The 18,184-nt window shown below is 38.9% G+C and carries 18 protein-coding genes and 1 pseudogene; 15 read left to right on the forward strand and 4 right to left on the reverse strand.

Annotated elements, in window-relative coordinates; genetic code table 11:
- The 5 genes and pseudogenes from V7137_RS01540 to V7137_RS01560 form a co-directional block, all read left to right on the forward strand.
- Positions 1 to 162 (forward strand): annotated as a pseudogene (locus V7137_RS01540) (SIS domain-containing protein); the annotation flags it as partial.
- 68 nt (positions 163 to 230) lie between these two features.
- Complete coding sequence (locus V7137_RS01545; RefSeq protein ID WP_335696439.1) at positions 231 to 1,523, forward strand: ABC transporter substrate-binding protein; 1,293 nt, start codon at positions 231 to 233, stop codon at positions 1,521 to 1,523.
- 72 nt (positions 1,524 to 1,595) lie between these two features.
- A complete protein-coding gene (locus V7137_RS01550; RefSeq protein WP_335696441.1) occupies positions 1,596 to 2,477 on the forward strand; it encodes a carbohydrate ABC transporter permease in 882 nt (293 codons plus the stop codon).
- On the forward strand, positions 2,470 to 3,363 hold the full coding sequence (locus tag V7137_RS01555) for a carbohydrate ABC transporter permease (RefSeq protein WP_420490073.1): 894 nt from the start codon (positions 2,470 to 2,472) through the stop codon (positions 3,361 to 3,363). Before V7137_RS01550 ends, V7137_RS01555 begins: the two co-directional genes overlap by 8 nt.
- 16 nt (positions 3,364 to 3,379) lie before the next feature.
- Positions 3,380 to 4,201 (forward strand): PfkB family carbohydrate kinase, encoded by an 822-nt coding sequence (locus V7137_RS01560; protein ID WP_335696443.1) that lies wholly within the window; start codon positions 3,380 to 3,382, stop codon positions 4,199 to 4,201.
- Positions 4,202 to 4,254: 53 nt separating this feature from the next.
- On the opposite strand, the gene V7137_RS01565 is transcribed toward V7137_RS01560, so the two are convergent.
- Positions 4,255 to 4,983, reverse strand: a complete 729-nt coding sequence (locus V7137_RS01565; protein WP_335696444.1) for a UTRA domain-containing protein — start codon at positions 4,981 to 4,983, stop codon at positions 4,255 to 4,257.
- A 216-nt stretch (positions 4,984 to 5,199) separates the two neighbouring features.
- Here V7137_RS01565 and V7137_RS01570 point away from each other — a divergent pair, with 216 nt between their 5' ends.
- The 5 genes from V7137_RS01570 to V7137_RS01590 all read left to right on the forward strand — a co-directional run bounded on the left by V7137_RS01570 (position 5,200) and on the right by V7137_RS01590 (position 9,189).
- Positions 5,200 to 5,961: a threonine/serine exporter family protein gene (locus V7137_RS01570; RefSeq protein ID WP_335696445.1), complete on the forward strand. Its 762-nt coding sequence runs from the start codon at positions 5,200 to 5,202 to the stop codon at positions 5,959 to 5,961.
- An 18-nt stretch (positions 5,962 to 5,979) separates the two neighbouring features.
- Positions 5,980 to 6,426, forward strand: coding sequence for a threonine/serine exporter family protein (locus V7137_RS01575; protein WP_335696446.1), 447 nt, complete (start codon positions 5,980 to 5,982; stop codon positions 6,424 to 6,426).
- A gap of 45 nt (positions 6,427 to 6,471) precedes the next feature.
- Positions 6,472 to 6,675: a hypothetical protein gene (locus V7137_RS01580; protein ID WP_335696447.1), complete on the forward strand. Its 204-nt coding sequence runs from the start codon at positions 6,472 to 6,474 to the stop codon at positions 6,673 to 6,675.
- Positions 6,676 to 6,744: 69 nt separating this feature from the next.
- Positions 6,745 to 7,494 carry a C39 family peptidase gene (locus V7137_RS01585; RefSeq protein ID WP_335696448.1) on the forward strand — a complete coding sequence of 250 codons (750 nt, stop codon included), beginning with the start codon at positions 6,745 to 6,747 and terminating at the stop codon, positions 7,492 to 7,494.
- A 666-nt stretch (positions 7,495 to 8,160) separates the two neighbouring features.
- Complete coding sequence (locus V7137_RS01590) at positions 8,161 to 9,189, forward strand: potassium channel family protein (protein WP_335696449.1); 1,029 nt, start codon at positions 8,161 to 8,163, stop codon at positions 9,187 to 9,189.
- A 28-nt stretch (positions 9,190 to 9,217) separates the two neighbouring features.
- Here V7137_RS01590 and V7137_RS01595 read toward each other — a convergent pair whose 3' ends face one another.
- Genes V7137_RS01595 through V7137_RS01605 form a run of 3 tightly spaced genes read right to left on the reverse strand, consistent with a single transcriptional unit; the run spans position 9,218 to position 11,151 of the window.
- On the reverse strand, positions 9,218 to 9,604 hold the full coding sequence (locus V7137_RS01595) for a DUF350 domain-containing protein (protein WP_335696450.1): 387 nt from the start codon (positions 9,602 to 9,604) through the stop codon (positions 9,218 to 9,220).
- On the reverse strand, positions 9,605 to 10,837 hold the full coding sequence (locus V7137_RS01600; protein WP_335696451.1) for a glutathionylspermidine synthase family protein: 1,233 nt from the start codon (positions 10,835 to 10,837) through the stop codon (positions 9,605 to 9,607). It abuts the gene before it with no gap.
- Positions 10,838 to 10,839: 2 nt separating this feature from the next.
- On the reverse strand, positions 10,840 to 11,151 hold the full coding sequence (locus V7137_RS01605; RefSeq protein WP_335696452.1) for a hypothetical protein: 312 nt from the start codon (positions 11,149 to 11,151) through the stop codon (positions 10,840 to 10,842).
- Between the two features lie 353 nt (positions 11,152 to 11,504).
- Between V7137_RS01605 and V7137_RS01610 the strand changes: the two genes are divergently transcribed.
- The 5 genes from V7137_RS01610 to cstA all read left to right on the forward strand — a co-directional run bounded on the left by V7137_RS01610 (position 11,505) and on the right by cstA (position 17,886).
- Entirely contained in the window at positions 11,505 to 11,954 is a 450-nt protein-coding gene (locus V7137_RS01610) for a hypothetical protein (RefSeq protein ID WP_335696453.1), read from the forward strand.
- A gap of 135 nt (positions 11,955 to 12,089) precedes the next feature.
- Positions 12,090 to 13,361 carry an ATP-binding protein gene (locus V7137_RS01615; RefSeq protein WP_335696454.1) on the forward strand — a complete coding sequence of 424 codons (1,272 nt, stop codon included), beginning with the start codon at positions 12,090 to 12,092 and terminating at the stop codon, positions 13,359 to 13,361.
- 87 nt (positions 13,362 to 13,448) lie between these two features.
- Positions 13,449 to 15,197 carry a sensor histidine kinase gene (locus V7137_RS01620; protein ID WP_335696455.1) on the forward strand — a complete coding sequence of 583 codons (1,749 nt, stop codon included), beginning with the start codon at positions 13,449 to 13,451 and terminating at the stop codon, positions 15,195 to 15,197.
- Positions 15,198 to 15,202: 5 nt separating this feature from the next.
- Positions 15,203 to 15,949, forward strand: a complete 747-nt coding sequence (locus V7137_RS01625; RefSeq protein ID WP_335696458.1) for a LytR/AlgR family response regulator transcription factor — start codon at positions 15,203 to 15,205, stop codon at positions 15,947 to 15,949.
- 143 nt (positions 15,950 to 16,092) lie between these two features.
- Complete coding sequence (gene cstA / locus V7137_RS01630) at positions 16,093 to 17,886, forward strand: carbon starvation protein CstA (RefSeq protein ID WP_335696456.1); 1,794 nt, start codon at positions 16,093 to 16,095, stop codon at positions 17,884 to 17,886.
- Positions 17,887 to 18,184 lie beyond the last annotated feature (298 nt).

Raw genomic sequence — 18,184 nt, forward strand, 5'->3', positions numbered from 1 at the left:
GATGCAAAAGACTTTGATTTCACTGGGGTAGCGGAAGAAGTACAAGGATACATCGCTCCACTAGTCTTAAATTACGTATTAAGAAAATATGCGGATCAGCTGGCAGAAGCACGAAATCATCCGCTATCAAAAAGAAGATATATGTGGAAAGTTGAGTACTAAACCAAGATGAAATAATAAATAGACTGCTTTAATCATAGAAACGGATTCCTTTCTGGAGGGGAAGCTTAATGAAGAAGTTATTGATTTTAAGTATTATTTCTATCCTTTTTCTATCCTTGTTTGCTGGATGTTCAAAGAGTTCAAGTTCAACGAACGGAAAAGATGTCGTTGAACTCAAATTCTTCCATCGCTGGCCAAATCAACCTAAAAAGCAATACTTTGAAAAGGCAGTAAAAGAGTTTGAAAAAGCTCATCCAAATATCAAAATTAAAACAGAGGCCGTCCTAAACGACTCTTATAAAGAAAAAATTCGCGTTGTCTTAGGATCAAGCACCCCTCCAGATGTATTCTTTTCTTGGAGCGGAGAATTTGCTTATAACTTCGCACGTCAGGGACAATCACTAGATTTAACTAATTATGTTAATGAAGATAAAGCGTGGTCGGATCAAATCATTGCATCCCAATTTAACGCCTTCACATTAGATAGTAAAATATACGGGATTCCATGGTCCACTGACGGTAAGGCATTCTTCTATAATAAGAAAATTTTCAGAGATTTATATCTCGAAGTTCCGAAAACTTGGTCCGAACTAATTGCGATCTCTAAAAAGGTAAAGGAAGCTGGACTTACTCCAATCACTTTTGGCAGTAAAGCACCATGGACCATCTCCCATTATATTGGAACACTGAATCAATTGATGGTTCCACAGGATGTTCTGAATAAAGATTATGATCCTAATAATCCTGACGGTGACTACTCACACCCAGGTTACGTTAAGGCTTTAGAAAAATTCATGGAGCTTAAGCCTTACTTTAATAAAGGCGTAAACTCTGTGGATCATGAATATTCACGTGAGTTGTTTAACAGTGGTAAAGCAGCAATTGGTTTCTTCCAGCTTGCGGAAATTGGGCTGATTGAACCATCGTTAAAAGAAGATTTAGGTGTCTTTAATGTACCAGGGGTGGAAGGCGGCGAGGGGAATGCTAACTCCATCACGGCAGCACCTGAAGGAATCATGATTTCTTCTAAAACGAAACATCCAAAAGAAGCAATGGAATTTGTTAAATTCTTAACTTCAAAGGAAAAAGGAACAGAACAATTAACAGAAGTAAGTGAATACAGTGCCGTTAAAGGGACAACAACAGAAGCGAATGCATCGAAGCTTCAACAGGATGCGATCAATTTAATTGTTAATGCGGAGCAGACCTACCTATGGTTTGATACTGCCGTAGATATTAAAATTGTCGATGCATATTTAAATGGAACACAGCTTATGTTGGACGGTAAGAAAAGTCCGGAAGATGTAATGGAAGATGTCAGAGCAGCAGCAAAAGAAGTAAAGGCGTCTGCCAAAAAATAGGAAACTAGAAAGGTGGTTACAAGTTGACCACCTTTTTTCCAAAGTTACGCCTTTTAAAAAAGGGGAGTTTTTATGCAAAATACAAACAAGTGGTTACCATACCTATATATTGCACCTTGCCTAATCTTTTTGGCCCTTTTTGTTTACTATCCAATTGTTGAAAACTTTTTTTATAGTTTCTATGACTTTTCTGCCTTTTCAGTAGAAAAAACATTTGTTGGCTTCGAAAATTTCTTGAATCTTTTTAAAGATGAAGTTTTTTATATAGCTTTAAAAAATAATCTCTGGTATGCGGTGATCTCGATTGTTTTTCAGGTTTTTGGCGGACTGATATTAGCGGCTATCCTTGAAGATAAACTGATCCGACTTGTTAGTGGATTGTTCAGAACCGTGTTTTTCCTTCCAGTTGTTATCTCGATGACAGTTATCGCTTTACTATTTACGTTTGTTTATAACCCGGATATCGGAATTTTAAATGGGCTATTAAAAATGTTAGGGCTTGAAAATTTAACCAGGGCTTGGCTGGGGGAATCTGAAACAGCTATTTTCGCTGTTATTGCTGTCTCTCAGTGGCAAAGTATTGGTTACATTATGATGTTATTTATTGTTGCGATTCAAAATATCCCCCAAGAATTGTACGAGGCTGCTGAAATTGATGGGGCGGGGAAAATACGTAAATTCTTTTCAATTACCGTTCCACAAGTTAAAGAGATGTTTTTCGTGACGACACTAATTACCTTAACCGGTGCTTTTACCGTCTTTAATGAACCGTATATTTTGACGGGCGGTGGACCTGGTAATGCCAGTGAAGTTTTAGGAACACTACTCTACCATTCAGCTTTTGGGAAAGACCAAATGGGATATGCCTCTGCTGTGGCTACGGTGATTTTAATTATTACCTTAATTGTTTCCTTGGTCCAATTGAAAGTATTTAAAACAGGAAAGGATGTTTAGAGTGGAGACAAGCAAAGTAATGGACTACCATCATTCGATTCCAATTACATCGAAATATAGGAAGCAAAAGACTGTTGTTAAAGGGCTGCCAATCTTTACAATCCTAATCCTCTATTTTGTGGTTATTGCTTATCCGCTTTTTTGGATGGTCATTAACTCATTTAAGTCCACACCAGAGATCTTCTCCAGCAGCTGGACATTACCAAAGGAATGGTTATTTACCAATTATACAGAAGCTTGGAACACTGGGATTTCTGGATATTTTGTTAATAGCTTAATTGTTACAGCTACTACTTGCTTCATAACAGTATTAATAAGTGCACTTGGAGCCTACAGTTTATCTAGGTTTGAATTTAAAGGGAAGAACATACTGTTAGTTTTCTGTATGGGAGGTATGATGCTCTCCCCACAAGTTAGCCTTGTACCGCTATATAAGCTCATTCAATTATTAGGAATTCATGATACGTATTTTGCGATGATTTTTCCATATGTAGCCTACCGAATTCCAATCACAATCCTCCTGATCAGAGCTGCTTTTCTAGAGGTACCAAAGGAATTAGAGGAATCTGCCTTTTTGGATGGCTGTAATACGTGGACCATTTTTACAAAAATCTTTGTTCCGCTAAATAAGCCAATTCTACTTACGGCGGTTGTGCTTACTGCTTATTACACCTGGAATGAGTTTATGTTTGCTTTAATCTTTGTGGATTCTGATGCGCTGAAAACAATTCCTGCAGGCTTAATGCAATTTCGGGATGCTCTTCAAACCAATTGGGGTGTTCTCATGGCAGGCTTAATGATTTCCGCCTTGCCAATTATTCTCTTATTTATGTTCATGCAAAAGTATTTTATTCGAGGTTTATCATCAGGTAGTGTTAAAGGATAAGAAGGAGTGGGAGTTTATGAGAATTATTGGAATAGGCGATAGTGTTGTTGACATTTACCAGGATCGTAACGAAATGTTTCCTGGTGGGAATGCTTTAAATGTTGCCGTTTTAGCCAAACAAAGTGGAGCAGAGTCCGCTGCCTATTTAGGGATTGTTGGAACGGATGTTGAAGGGGACCATATTCTAGATTCTTTAAGCAAGAACTTAGTAGATACTAGTCATGTTAGAAGAGTGGTTGGCGAAAGTGGTAAGGCTTATGTTGACCTAAATGTGGACGGAGACCGAGTCTTTGTTAAATCAAACAAAGGTGGAGTTCAAGCTAAACTAAAGCTTAATCTAGCAGTGGATGACTACGAATATATTAAAGCGTATGATGTGATACATACAAGTATTTATAGTCATTTAGATGAAGAATTACCAAAGCTTAAGCAATTCGTGCCCGTTTCTTATGATTTCTCTAACCATTTTTCAGGTGAACTTTTAGAAAAGGTTTGTCCTCATATCCAATTTGCTTTTATTTCAGGAAGTGAATTTACAGAAGTTGAACTAGAAGAGCTATTTCTTAAAATACATGGCCTGGGAACCCCGTTTATCGTGATCACTAAAGGTTCAATGGGCGTAGTTATGTCGCATAATAACAAACAATACAAACAGGGAATTGAAGAAGCAAATGTAATTGATACACTAGGTGCGGGGGACTCTTTCATCGCTGGTTTTTTAACCAAGCACTTTAATGGGGGTTCCATTGAAGAATCATTGAAAGCTGGTGCACAAATTGCTGCAAGAACTTGTGAAGTGAATGGAGCATTCGGGCATGGAAAACAGTTAACTTTTTAAACTGAAAAAGGAATGATGGGGCTTTAGTTGAAGCCTCATCATTCCTTTTAATTTTAGGTAGTTATTGTGAGTGCTATTAATTTTGTTTGGGTCTTAAAATTTGAAATATGAATCGGGACTCCTGTTTCATCGAAAACAGTCTTATCAATATTGAATAATGTTTCCCCGATTTCACAATCCAAATATTCTGCCTCAAATACGGAAGCAGGTAGGACTGTAATCATTTTTTTGCTGGAACCAGATTTTATATTGATTTGGTATATATTTTTCAAAACTTCATATGTTGATTCATGTTCGGTGAAGTGTGTCATTAAATTGGGAAAGCGTTCTAAGGAGTAATGGGCTATATCTAGTACAAATGGCTGTTGATCAATCGACATGATTCGGACCAACTTTAAGACGGGGGAATCAATGGCGATTTTCAGAGCCTCAGCAATTTCTGGAGTAGCTTTCATTTCTTCACAGGCAAGAATTCGCTTGGATGGATTTTTTCCTATTTGCTTACTGAAATCTGTGAATCCATCAATAGAAACCAATTCACGTGCGATTTTGATTCTTGTTACAAAAGTTCCCTTGCCTTGCTTTCGCTCTAAAAAACCCTCATCAGCTAATTCCTGAATCGCTCTTCTAACGGTTATTCTGCTGACACCATATAAATCACATAATTCGGACTCATTGGGCAGTCTTTCGCCTGATGTATATACCCCTTGATCAATGGCTTCCTTCAAAATTTGTTTTAACTGGTCATATAAGGGTGTTGAAATGGAGTTATTTAATTTCATGGGTAAAATTCCTTTCAGAACAATAAGTCATTATATAATATTATATAATGAATAAACGCTAAGTGTATAGAGATATGTGATAACATTTATCACATTTATCAAATATTGTATTATTTACTTCTTCATTGCAAAATTGACTGGCGCAGTTAACTTTGATTAAACACTTATTTTCATTTAAACTAAGTAACAAATGTAGAATTGTGTGTGGTGAAATGAATGGAGAATCAAGTAGAACAAACATATGAAATTATGGAGGTCTGTTTGCTGGCAGGGAAAATCATGCTCCAATGCGGGGGTGAAACCTATCGTGTAGAGGATACAATGATGCGGATGGCCGCTGCCTTTGGGATAGAAAAAACGCATAGTTATGTAACCCCTACTGGAATCATATTTTCTGCGGAAGGGACAGAACCAACGAAGACCAAGCTTATTCGTATCTCAGAGCGTTCAACAGACTTGAAAAAAGTCTCTATGGTAAATAGTATTTCAAGAAGAATTAGCAGTGGTGAAATTAATCTGAAAGAAGCCTTGGAGCATCTAAAGGAAATTGATGCCCGAAATGTAACATTTCCATTTAGGATTCAAGTGGCCGCGGCCTCATTAGCAAGCGGTTGTTTTATGATCATGTTTGAGGGCGGTTGGAATGATTTTTTACCAGCGATGATTTCCGGAGGAATGGGTTATCTTAGCTTTGTCTATTTTCATCGCTTTGTCCCCATCAAGTTCTTCTCTGAGTTTTTAGCATCTTTTGTAATTGGATTACTTTCTTTTTTGTTTGTCCAAATAGGAGTCGGGCATCAATTAGATAAAATCATCATTGGCTCCGTGATGTCGTTAGTTCCAGGTCTATTAGTGACCAATGCAATCAGAGATTTAATGGCGGGTCATCTAGTTTCGGGGTTATCTAAGGGTGCTGAGGCATTTCTGACCGCGTTCGCGATTGGAGCAGGGATTGCCGTCGTATTATCTTTTTTGTGAAGGTGAGGTGTATTTACCATGGCTATTCTTGCACAGGCACTAACAAGTTTTATTGCAACAGGCGCCTTTGGAATTCTTTTTAATGCACCGAAAGAATCCTTAGTAAAGTGCGGACTGATTGGAATGGGCGGCTGGTTAATTTATTTTCAGCTTGAAGCCTACTCAAATAACGCCATCTTAGCAACATTGGCTGCCACTATTTTTATAGCTGTCCTTAGTCAGGAATTAGCAAAGTTTTATAAAACGCCAGTCATCATTTTTAGTGTAGCCGGAATTATTCCGCTCGTACCAGGAGGTCTGGCCTATGATGCGATGCGGAATTTTGTTGAGAACGATTATTATTCAGCGATTACCTTGGCGGCAAAAGTGTTCATGCTCGCAGGGTCGATCGCCTTCGGGTTAGTTTTCTCTGAAGTAATCAACCAGATAACTAAAAAAATTATACAACATAGGTTGCGAACCTAATCACATTCCCTTTTAGTAAAATCTAAAGGGGATTTTTATTAGGCTATGTTAAAGCCTATTGTTGATTTTGACACCCTGTTGATCTACGTTCCAGTCGCGAAGACTCCCCGGATCGTCCGCGGAAAGCGAAGCTTCTTTCGTTTCAATCAACAGGCAAGTTTAACAGAGCCTTTTATTAAGAATAAATTAAGATTTAAAGGGTATCATGAATTGGAAAATGTCTTCCTTTATTGCATTGAACTATTTTAGTAAGGTAAGATAGTGGTATATTACTAGAATTATTAGCAAAGTCTAACACGAGGAATGGTACAATTATTTATGAAAAAAATATTCATTGCTATTATCGTTGTCTTCATAATAGGTATTAGTGCTAAAACGATTTTTGAGGTAAGGTTGAACCGTCTGGCAACCGCTCAAGTCACTGAAGCTGCTTCATTAAAAACCCGGACATTAGCACTTTTTTCAAAAGTGGCTCCGAAATTACCTGAAAGCATAAAGCTAGATGTGCCGTTAATCAATCAAATGGACGCACCAATTCTTTATAACGGCTGTGAAATAACAAGCCTAGCGATGATCCTTAATTATCACGGTGTAAAGGTGACAAAGAATGAGCTAGCAAAAAAGGTAAAAACCGTTCCGTTATCCTATAGTGATGGGAAAAAAGGTAATCCCAATGCCGGATTTGTCGGTGATATGGAACACGGACCAGGGCTAGGAGTTTATAATGGTCCCGTTTTTGAGGTTGCGCAAAAATACGTTGGTGATCGAGCTGTTAATTTAACCAATCATTCGTTTGATGAAATATTAGAAGAAGTAGGCCAAGGGCTGCCTGTTTGGATTATTACGACATCAAGCTTTGCACCTGTCTCTGTTTTTCAAACGTGGAATACACCGCAGGGGAAAATCGATATTACCTTTAGTGAACATAGTGTTGTCATTACAGGGTACGATGAAAAGTATATCTATATTAATAATCCTTATGGGGAAAAAAATCAGAAATTAAACCGTGCAAGTTTTATTAAGGCATGGGAGCAAATGGGTAAACAAGCGATTGTTATCAAAAAATAAGAACAGAACAAAAAGGCCTGATCTGGAATCAGGCCTTTTATCATAGGTTCTAAAATGGGCGAAGGCAGAGGAATAAAAGATCCCTCTGCCTTCTTTGCTTAATTCTTTAAAGAATTCTTATCGTAACTTGTGATTGGTTGCTGTGTATCTTGTCAGCTATCGCAAGTAAAAACTTATATAATAATCATTGTTATAAAAACAAGTTTGCCGCGGTTATTCTTCCACCTGAAGGTTTTATACCTAAACGACGTAAGCCCTACCTCTCTTACATCCTAACGGCTCCGAAGCCGATCCAGTGTGAATAAGTTTTTATTTTAAAACATAAGCAGAATGCCAGAAAAAAGTTCTACTTTGCGTTATCTAATGAATTACAAGTTACATAAATGTGAAGCACAAATACTTATATTACAGGACTTAACTAAAATTGTCAATATATATAATAAAACTATTTTCTTTTAAAGGAATAAGCAAAGATATAGCAGAAATATATTTCTATAAACCATTAGAACGGGAGTGAAAGAATGGAGGGATTTGTTTATACAAATTACGATGGACTTGGTTTGACAGAATTAATTTTGGTCAGCTCGAAACAACTAATGATTGGATATCAGTGAAGAGTAATCCTTTTTATCAGGACAAAGCTGTGCATGAAAGGAGGTAATATCAATGCTGCTTTTTCGAAGGTTGTTTCTAACAGCGGCGAAGTATCGGTATCGGACGGTGCTGCTATTCACGGCCGTGTATATTTTTATAAATGCCGAAGTTATGAAAATGCTAGAACCGAAGACATTTGAAACTACTTTCCATGCTGTTTGGTGGATTCTCACAACGATGACCACAGTCGGCTACGGGGATGTATACCCTGCGACACAATTAGGAAGAATTTGGGCGATGGTTATCGTCTATACAGCAGGAATTGGACTTTTTGGGACGGTAATTGGGATGATTGTCGATGCCGTGTCACGATACAAACGGATGAAGGAGGAAGGTAGAATGACGTTTAAAGGAGAAAATCATTATGTCGTGATCGGCTGGACTGCCAAAAGTAAAAACACAATCAAAGAGCTGTTTATTGGGGACGAAAAAGCAGAAGTCGTCTTAATTGACGAATTAACGACTTCACCTTATGAACATGAACGATTTTTATATATCCAGGGGAGTCCGACCGATGAAGAAACTTTGAAAAAAGCAAAAATTGAGAGATCAAAAGCCGTTTTACTGTTTGCGCCAGATGGGATTGACAACTCCGATTTAGCAGATGGAAAAACACTGTTAACAGCGTCCTCCATCGAGCGCTATGATGAAGGAACGGAAAAAAATATTTACACTATTGCAGAGATTTTAAATGAAAAGCATGTCGGCAATTTCAAACATGTCAAAATTGATGAATTTATCCTTTCCCATGAATCAGTATCCAACTTGATGGCAAAATCTGCCCAGACAAACGGCGCCAGCCATTTGTTTACGCAATTATTAAGCCGTAAGGATGGAGACGAGGGAAGTGATTTATGGGAAGTTGAAGTAAGGTCCGACTGGAAGACATACGGTGATGCTTACGAGTATCTCAAGCTAAATGGAGCCCAACTCATTGCCGACAGGAGTGACCTAAATATATTGAAAAAATGGAATAAACCCATTCCGAAAGAGGCCCGTTTATTGGTAATCTGTGACAAGCATACATATCAAACCTTATAAAAAAACGCATCCTTTGAGATGCGTTTCTTTAATAGGTCAAGCAGCCCGCAATGACAATGCCGATGGAAACGGATAGCAGCATGAGGAAAAGACCGACTGCCTGGTTATCCTCCTCAATACTTTGACTGACGTTAAATCGAGGTGTCAGCCACTCAGCCAGATAAAACACCACAATCTGGGCTACAATTCCGATTGATCCCCAAATGGCCATATCCATAAGAGAAATAGAATTAGCAGCGGTAGAATACAAGACAATCGCCAGTCCAAGTAGTCTGCCGCCTAGGACATAACTCGCGGCCTTATTTCCTTTTGCCATTAAGGAAAACTCCTTGACCTTTGTGGTTACTTCCATAAGAACCAGTCCAACAAATAGAAGACCAAGTGACACAACTAAATATAATAAGAAATTCGTCATTTACATTCCCCCTAGTTTTTGAATACCTACTGGTAAAAAGTAAGACTCGTTTCCGGTAATTTTTCCGCCTGCGCGAATACCGATACAACTCGCTTTACCAGCAATAAGAAAAGATCCGAATACGAATGAGAGCTCCTCGATCCCCTTTTCTGTTTCCAATGAAACCGTAGGGAGAGGGACATGCTGTTGAAAGACCGATACTTCTTCTTTATAGGTTTGAAAGGAATTTTGTTCAGTAACCTGGGCGTCTTGATCCCAAATCGTCACCGTGTCTCCTTCTCGTCCGAAAGATGGTTTTTGAACATAGGGGCACTGCCCTGAAAATTCCTCTGCTTCAAGGTATGTGGGAAGCATATATTCTTTAATCCATGCCTGCTCTTCATTTGTAAAATAGACACCCTGTTCTGCTAACCCCCATATTAAGCATTGGATGGATTTTGGCTGCAGCAAAAAGGCAGAGACAGGATTTAATATAGACAGTTTGCCTGCCTTTACAAGCTGTAATAAATCTATTCCGACGGTTTCTCCTGTTTGTGGATCCCGATCACAAACCAGGTGTTCCAGTGGATAGGTTTGGCGGTATAATACATCAATTGGAAAACCTTCATCATCGACAAGTATACCGTCTATTAATCGCAGCGCTGACAAAGGCACAATCCGATTGGTAACCTGACATAGTTTGCTTAAATATTGGATGGTATTCCAGTCCTCACTATGGTTGGAGTGGGCTGTAAACACAATATTAGGCTCTTGTTTGCCTTTCGACGCTTCGATAACAGCACGTGTAATGCCGGAAGCAAGCAGGCGTTCCCCTCCTTCATTTGGATTCAAGTAACCAAACTCCTTGCAAACCTGCCCGTTTATCTGGAAACATTCTACAATAAAAGTAGGTGTATCACTGTTGAATTCCAGCAATTTGAAGCCATCTTTGGTCAACACAAAATCAAACCGACCGATAATAGTTTCAGGATAAAGAGTTTTTAACCTTAAAAATGGGAAAGTTTCCGGTGGATACCCCAATTCAAACAATTGCTCATCTGTAAGACTCCGTAGTAGACTGGCTGTTTTAAAGAAGACAGTGCCCATTCGTTCTGTTGCTTCATGTAAAAGCTTGGAGGTTTGTTCAGAAATAGAATAAACGTGATAAAGGCTGTACTCACTTTCGTATAAATCAGCCCAAAAACTTGGAAATTGGGAATAAAACTTTTTTCGCTTGGATGCATATTGCGACATATTTAACCTCCAAATCCACCTTTAGAGCCACTGCCGAATCCACTTTTAAAACTCGATGAGGATTTGTATGACTTAAAAGCCGAAGATTTCAAGAGTGATGATTTATTCCGATAATAACTTCCCCCATAAAAATAATGACCATAATGAGACGAGTGGGTATCATCACATTGCCAAACCCCTTGATCATCGTCCCAGTCCCAGTCTCGGCAGTTGCTGTCGTCTGGTTTTGGCGGACGATCGTTTGAACAGCCAGAAAGGGTGCCGGCAAGAAGGGAAGTAATCACACCAGTCACTAACCATTGGGTTTTCTTCAAAGTTTCACGCTCCTTTTTATTTGATAATGGCTATTTTCGCAAAGAATGTTGTTTTTCGTATAAGTTCATTAACCCGTATAACTAGATGCTTCGTGGCNNTTTGCGAAAATTGCCTAGAAACTTAGTACATGATCCTTATTAAGATCCAAAAGCAACAAAGTTTACGAAAAGAGCCTTGATAATTTAATTATAAAAGTAAAGCCTAGGAAAACAATGGTAAAATGAAAAGAAAGGCTGTGTTAAACTTGCATGTTGATTTGCGCAGGCGCTTTGCTTTCCGCTCCAATCAACATTGCTAAATATCAAAAATAACCTTTAACACACCCCAAAAGAAAAAGAAAGAGGGATGAAACTTGAGGTTGGAATATCGAATGGATGACGAATATCAAAAGTTCCCTGCCTTTTGGAATTATCAAAACTTAACGGTTAGTGAGACCGTAGCCAGGATGTCGTGTGAATACTTTGTGAAAGATGGCGAAACGTATCTGGTAACGGCTACAGCTATCGATCCTGATGGTACAACGGTCCTCTATGTAAAAAAGGAAAATTCCTACACGGAAGTAACAGAGATAAACTATTCACATATTGGTTTTGAGGTGAGAGAACTTCAAAGTAACGGATCTGTTTTAGTCGAACAAAAAGAAGTTTGGAATCATGAAGAAGTACTTCCTATTTTACACTCCGATATTATTTACATTCAACGTGAGGGGAAATGGCTAGAATTCACTCTTGATTCCAGGGAAATAGACGAAGACCGAAACTGTTATATTTATTACGGGAGTTTTACGGGAAAAACTCGATAGTTAAAATAGGTAAAAATCCCTGCTATTGTACATTGTATAGCAGGGATTTTTAAAAAAATTTTCGAGTTTTAAAGGGAAATGGCGTTTTTTGTCGTATTTTTAGGAATATAGATGTATTGTTCTGGGGGAATAACGATGTTGGCTGAAAAACTTCTTTTGAATGTATTAATTACTTTAGCACCTATCCTTCTTTATAGCATAATGATTGAAGGCAAACATAAAGTTAATTCTCCATTACTATGCGGCATTCTACAAAGTATAGCTTCACTAGCGTGTATGATTTTTTCATATTCGAACTATGGGTTTCATTGGGACCTCCGTTATGTTCCACTGATCCTTGCCTTTTTATATGCCGGTCCAGTTTCGGGCGGGATGGTTTTAACGACCATTCTTGGAGCACGTCTCATAATGGGTGGGGACACGGTGGTTTTTGGCATAATCAATACGTTTTTCACGGCGCTTCTCCCATTTTTATTCATGAAAAAGATTTGGACGTTTAAGCCGGGAAAGAGAGTCCTGCTCACAACGTTAATTGGGATTTGGTCGTTACTTCTTTGCTATTTTTCATTAACCACCTTCCGATATTTAGAGGGAAATTTCTTTAAACTCGATTTTAATATTCCTGATCTCCTGCTTGTTGCTCTCATCCAAACCATGGCCATTGCCTTAGAAGCAAAGCTGGCCGAGGGAATTATTGAACGAATTCGAATGAAGAAAGAGATTCAACGAAGCGAAAAGATGAATACCCTCGGGGAACTTGCTGCATCCATTGCCCATGAGGTTCGCAATCCATTAACAGTGGTAAAGGGATTCCTCCAATTAATGCAACAAGAAGAAAAAGGGAAAAATTACGACTATTTATCCCTCGTCTTAAGCGAATTAGGTCGGGCAGAATCCATTATTAATGACTATTTAAATTTTGCAAAGCCTAAATTTGAAAAAATAGAAGAATTTCCGTTGAAAGAAGTATTAACAGAAGTGGTCATGCTTTTGGATCCTCTGGCTGCTAAGCAAGGGGTAGAAATTGAAAGCGAATTGGACTCAACTGGATTCGTCCTCGTCACCGATCGCAACCAATTAAAACAAGCATTGGTTAATCTTATTAAAAATGCAATTGAAGCTACCCCTGAAGGTGGAAAAGTAACCATACATAACAAGTCAGACCATAATCAAACGTCCATCCAAATTGTTGATACTGGAAAAGGGATGACATCTGAGCAATTATCACGGATTGGAACTTTATTTTATACGACGAAAGATAAAGGTACTGGGCTTGGGACGTCCATTTCTTTAAGAATTATCGAAACCATGAACGGAAAACTTTCCTACAAGAGTCAGCCGGGGGTTGGGACTGAGGTGAGGATGATCCTTCCTGGCAGCATAAAACCAGCATTAGTAAATTTTTAATGAAATGGGCTAACCGATCTAGAAGGACGGTTGGCTTATTTTTTTGATATAGTAGGAGGGAAAAGTAAAGAAGAAAGGTGAGATTCCATGCTCGAATTATTGCCTCTCATGCTTGAACGTGTCGGTATTCTTATCATAGTAGCGTTTCTTCTCTCGAGGATGAAATCATTCCGTCAGGTTATTCATAATGAGCACGGGAATACAGCTAAAGTTGCGATGATTGCTATTTTTGGTGCCTTCGGGGTCATCAGTAACTACACGGGTGTAGAGATTGGACATGGGACGATTACCTCCCAGGACTGGCTGACAAATATGGACAGTGAAAGTGCCATTGCTAATACTAGGATTATGGGAGTAACAATTGGTGGTTTACTTGGCGGACCTATTGTTGGAATTGGAGTCGGTTTAATTGCGGGCATCCACCGTTTAACCTTAGGAGGATTTACAGCTGAGTCTTGTGCCCTTTCCACGATTATGGCTGGGGTTGTCACTGGTTTTTTAAGCAAGCGCTTTAAAATTAAAGAGGGAATTTCCCCTTGGAAGGCAGTTGTCATGGGGATTTTAATGGAATGTGCCCAAATGGGGATTATTCTTTTACAAGCCCGACCATATAGCGAGGCTGTAAATCTAGTTGAAATCATTGCCCTTCCGATGATTGCGATAAATGGCCTTGGGACCCTTCTTTTTGTATTAATTATACAAGAGATTCTACAAGAGCAAGAGAGAATGAGAGCACTACAAACACATAAAGCATTATATATTGCCAATCAAACACTCCCCTTCTTCCGACAGGGTTTAAATGTAGATTCATGTACAAAAGCAGCGGAAATTATTCTTAATTGGACCAATGCCGATGCGATTTCGATTACAGATCAGACCCATGTTCTTGCCCATGTTGGTAAAGGCTCAGACCATCATATACCATCAGGCAACATGGCAACCGAATTAACGAAAACGGTTCTCGATCAAGGGAAAATCACGATTGCAATGACTGCTCACGAAATTCAATGCTTTGATCCGAGTTGCCCTTTACAGGCAGCGATCGTCTTGCCACTAAAGGTCCATACTAAAACAGTAGGGACTCTAAAGCTGTATTTCACTGATTCTAGTAAACTAGACCGGGTTGAACAAGAGCTGGCAGAAGGACTGAGCAACTTATTTTCGGTCCAATTAGAAATGGCTGAACTGGAAATCCAAAGAAGATTATTAAAAGATGCGGAGATTAAGGCTTTGCAAGCACAAGTTCATCCCCATTTCTTATTCAATGCCATTAATACCATTTCAAGCCTGATTCGAACAGACGCCGATAAAGCTAGGAGTCTCTTAATCAAGCTTAGTACCTTCTTCCGAAGTAACCTGCAGGGAGCAAGGCAAATGCTCATACCGCTGGAAAAAGAACTCGAACATGTTGAGGCTTACCTGACGATTGAGCAAGCACGTTTCCCAGACCGCTATCATGTTGAATTGGATATAGAACCAGCTTTAGAGCTGGTATTAGTTCCGCCATTTACATTGCAACCGCTGGTTGAAAATGCGATTCGTTATGCTTTTCCCAAAGCGAAATTTGGGACTGTAAAAGTCCGTGCTTTTCAGAAAGGGGAGAATATGGTCCTTCTAACTGAGGATGATGGAAAGGGAATCTCAGCAGAACTGCTTGGAACACTTGGTAATCAAACAGTGGATTCATCTGGGGGCACAGGAACGGCACTTTGGAATATCAAAAAGCGAATTGAAGAAATTTATGGTCATAATGCTTCTTTTCAAATCGAAAGCAGCATGGATAAAGGGACGAAAGTATCGATTACACTACCGTTAACACAACAAAAAGTGGGGTGAGGATGTTGTTGAAGGCCTTTATTGTGGATGATGAACCGTTAGCCAGAGATGAGCTGGCATATCTACTAAAACGAAGCAAACAGATTGAAATCGTGGGGGAATCAGATTGCGTAGAAAACGCATTAGAAAAAATAAGCGATCTTGATCCTGATGTAATCTTCCTAGATATCCAGCTCGCTGATGAAAGTGGAATCGAAATTGCTGCTTTTGTTAATAATCTTGATCACCCTCCATTGATTGTGTTTGCAACTGCGTTTGATGAATTTGCTCTTAAAGCGTTCGAATTAAATGCCGTAGATTATATCTTGAAACCTTTTGACGAAAAAAGAGTCTTACAGACGATCGAAAAGCTTTCTAAACTAATAGAAAATAAAAAACAAGCGATTCCTTTTTCAACGCAGAAACATAATGTTGTTAACGAAAGGTCAGAAAAGCTCGCGATAACGATTGATGAAAAAATTATTATCGTGAACATAGGCGACATTCTCTATATCGGTACCAATGAGGGAAAAACCGTTATTGCAACAGAGACTGCCAGATACGCTGTTAGTGATTCACTTGTCACCTTTGAGAGGAAACTGCAGTATTCGTCGATTATTCGTGTCCATCGTGCGTATTTAGTTAATATCGATGCTATTGTTGAGATCGTGCCTTGGTTTAATTCAACCTACAACGTAATTATGAAGGATGGAGAAAAGGTTCCGGTAAGTAGAACTTATACAAAAGATCTAAAGCAGCTTCTTGGTTTTTAAGAAGCTGTTTTTTGCATTTCAATCTATTATTCTTGTTTTTCATCCTCTAATCTGTGCATTTTAGCCTGAAAACATAATGTTGGCGTTTTCTTTTTTGTATGATAGAGGCAAGTGAAAAAAGCAATGTAGGAGGTTGAAATGAAATGAATGCGGTTTCAGTTGTAATTGGCTCAATCTGTATTTTAATGATTGCTTATCGTTTATACGGAACATTCATGGCAGCAAAGGTTCTAAAATTAGATGATTCAAAGCCGACACCTGCACATGAATTAAACGATGGAAAAGACTATGTTCCAACTAATAAATGGGTAACATTTGGCCACCACTTTGCAGCGATTGCTGCAGCAGGACCGCTAGTAGGTCCAATCCTTGCAGCACAATTTGGATACTTGCCTGGTCTATTATGGCTTTTAATTGGGGCAGTTATTGGTGGAGCCGTCCATGATGCGGTTGTCCTATTTGCCTCGATGCGCAAAAAAGGTAAGTCCTTATCAGAAGTGGCGAAAGATGAACTAGGACCCGTTGCGGGTTTTTGTACCGGTCTTGCAATGTTGTTCATTATTACCATTACAATGGCTGGTCTTTCCATGGTTGTTCTTCATGCACTTGAACACAATCCATGGGGAACCTTCTCAGTAGGTATTACGATTCCTATTGCGATGTTGGTAGGGATCGCTTATAAGAAAACCGGTAACTTGAAATTAACATCCACAGTTGGATTTATTCTCGTAATGGTCGGAGTGTTTGTTGGACCATCTATTCAAAATACAGTACTAGGTGATTGGCTGACATTGGATACAAAAACATTAGCGGTTATTCTACCGATTTATGCATTCTTTGCAGCGGCGTTGCCAGTATGGCTTTTATTAGCACCGCGTGATTACTTAAGTAGTTTTATGAAGATTGGTGTATTTATCGCACTGATCATCGGAGTATTCATTATTAATCCTGCGATTGAAATGCCTGCTTTCACAAAATTCACAGCAGGCGGAGGCCCAGTTTTAGGCGGACCTGTGTGGCCGTTCATCTCGATCACAATAGCTTGTGGTGCGATTTCAGGTTTCCATGCTTTTGTTGGTTCAGGTACGACACCGAAAATGCTTGATCGCTGGTCAGATATTAAGGTTGTTGGTTTCGGCGCGATGCTTGTAGAGTGTGTAGTTGGGATCATGGCATTAATCGCCGCAACAGCTCTTCAGCCGGCAGACTACTTTGCGATTAACTCTACACCTGAAGTCTTTAAAACACTTGGCATGCAGGTCCAGGAGTTACCGAAACTTGCTGCTGAAATCGGTATTGATCTTGAAGGAAGAACCGGCGGGGCGGTGACATTAGCGGTTGGTATGACCTATGTCTTCACATCGATTCCATGGTTTGCAAAATTATCATCATACTTCTTCCAGTTTGTAATTATGTTTGAAGCGGTATTTATCTTAACAGCCATCGACTCCGGAACACGTGTGGCTCGTTATTTAATCCAAGACTTTTTCGGTGAATTCTATAAGCCGTTAAAGAAGACAGATTGGCTTCCTGGATCTATATTTGCTAGTGCATTAGCGTGTTTTATGTGGGGATACCTGTTATTCTCTGGGGACATTGGTTCCGTTTGGGCATTGTTTGGTGTTTCCAATCAGCTAATGGCATCGATCGGACTAATTGTCGGTGCAACAGTCATTCTAAGTATTGCGGATAAACGACGTTATATGCTGACATGCTTGATACCGCTTGCGTATCTCTTTGTAACAGTAAACTATGCAGGTTACTGGATGGTGAAAAATGTGTATCTTAATTCGGCATCTGCAGGTTATAGTATCTTAAATGGAGTACTATCCATCATTATGTTATTACTGGGTATGATTATTATGATCACAGCTATTAAGAAATGGATTAGCATGTGGAATTCACCACGCGTTAAACTTGAAAGAAAGATTGCTTAGACAAAATTGAACCCGCGGACTCCGGAAGGCTATTCCTTCGAAGTCCGCGGGTTTTTGTGTGTTAAGAAAGTTAGAAGACAATGAAATCATTATATTTTCGGAATTAATTAATTATATCTAAATAGTAGTAACTTATAAGCAAGGAAAAAAGAGTAAGCTAGAACTACTATATTTTCCATGGAATTATCTTCAAATAATTTTATTTTTCTAAATATATTGCTTTTTTAATAAATTAATTATATTATTTCGATATACAAATTTATGTCGACTGTTTTTTCAGAACATTCCGATATAATTT

The organism is Neobacillus drentensis, from assembly GCF_036962765.1.
Lineage (GTDB): Bacteria > Bacillota > Bacilli > Bacillales > Cytobacillaceae > Neobacillus > Neobacillus drentensis_C.

Excerpts from the sequence above, each read along its gene's own strand:
- V7137_RS01545 (WP_335696439.1), top strand. The coding sequence starts at position 231 with ATGAAGAAGTTATTGATTTTAAGTATTATTTCTATCCTTTTTCTATCC.
- V7137_RS01550 (WP_335696441.1), top strand. The coding sequence starts at position 1,596 with ATGCAAAATACAAACAAGTGGTTACCATACCTATATATTGCACCTTGC.
- V7137_RS01555 (WP_420490073.1), top strand. The coding sequence starts at position 2,470 with ATGTTTAGAGTGGAGACAAGCAAAGTAATGGACTACCATCATTCGATT.
- V7137_RS01560 (WP_335696443.1), top strand. The coding sequence starts at position 3,380 with ATGAGAATTATTGGAATAGGCGATAGTGTTGTTGACATTTACCAGGAT.
- V7137_RS01565 (WP_335696444.1), bottom strand. The coding sequence starts at position 4,983 with ATGAAATTAAATAACTCCATTTCAACACCCTTATATGACCAGTTAAAA.
- V7137_RS01570 (WP_335696445.1), top strand. The coding sequence starts at position 5,200 with ATGGAGAATCAAGTAGAACAAACATATGAAATTATGGAGGTCTGTTTG.
- V7137_RS01575 (WP_335696446.1), top strand. The coding sequence starts at position 5,980 with ATGGCTATTCTTGCACAGGCACTAACAAGTTTTATTGCAACAGGCGCC.
- V7137_RS01580 (WP_335696447.1), top strand. The coding sequence starts at position 6,472 with ATGTTAAAGCCTATTGTTGATTTTGACACCCTGTTGATCTACGTTCCA.
- V7137_RS01585 (WP_335696448.1), top strand. The coding sequence starts at position 6,745 with ATGAAAAAAATATTCATTGCTATTATCGTTGTCTTCATAATAGGTATT.
- V7137_RS01590 (WP_335696449.1), top strand. The coding sequence starts at position 8,161 with ATGCTGCTTTTTCGAAGGTTGTTTCTAACAGCGGCGAAGTATCGGTAT.
- V7137_RS01595 (WP_335696450.1), bottom strand. The coding sequence starts at position 9,604 with ATGACGAATTTCTTATTATATTTAGTTGTGTCACTTGGTCTTCTATTT.
- V7137_RS01600 (WP_335696451.1), bottom strand. The coding sequence starts at position 10,837 with ATGTCGCAATATGCATCCAAGCGAAAAAAGTTTTATTCCCAATTTCCA.
- V7137_RS01615 (WP_335696454.1), top strand. The coding sequence starts at position 12,090 with ATGTTGGCTGAAAAACTTCTTTTGAATGTATTAATTACTTTAGCACCT.
- V7137_RS01620 (WP_335696455.1), top strand. The coding sequence starts at position 13,449 with ATGCTCGAATTATTGCCTCTCATGCTTGAACGTGTCGGTATTCTTATC.
- cstA (WP_335696456.1), top strand. The coding sequence starts at position 16,093 with ATGAATGCGGTTTCAGTTGTAATTGGCTCAATCTGTATTTTAATGATT.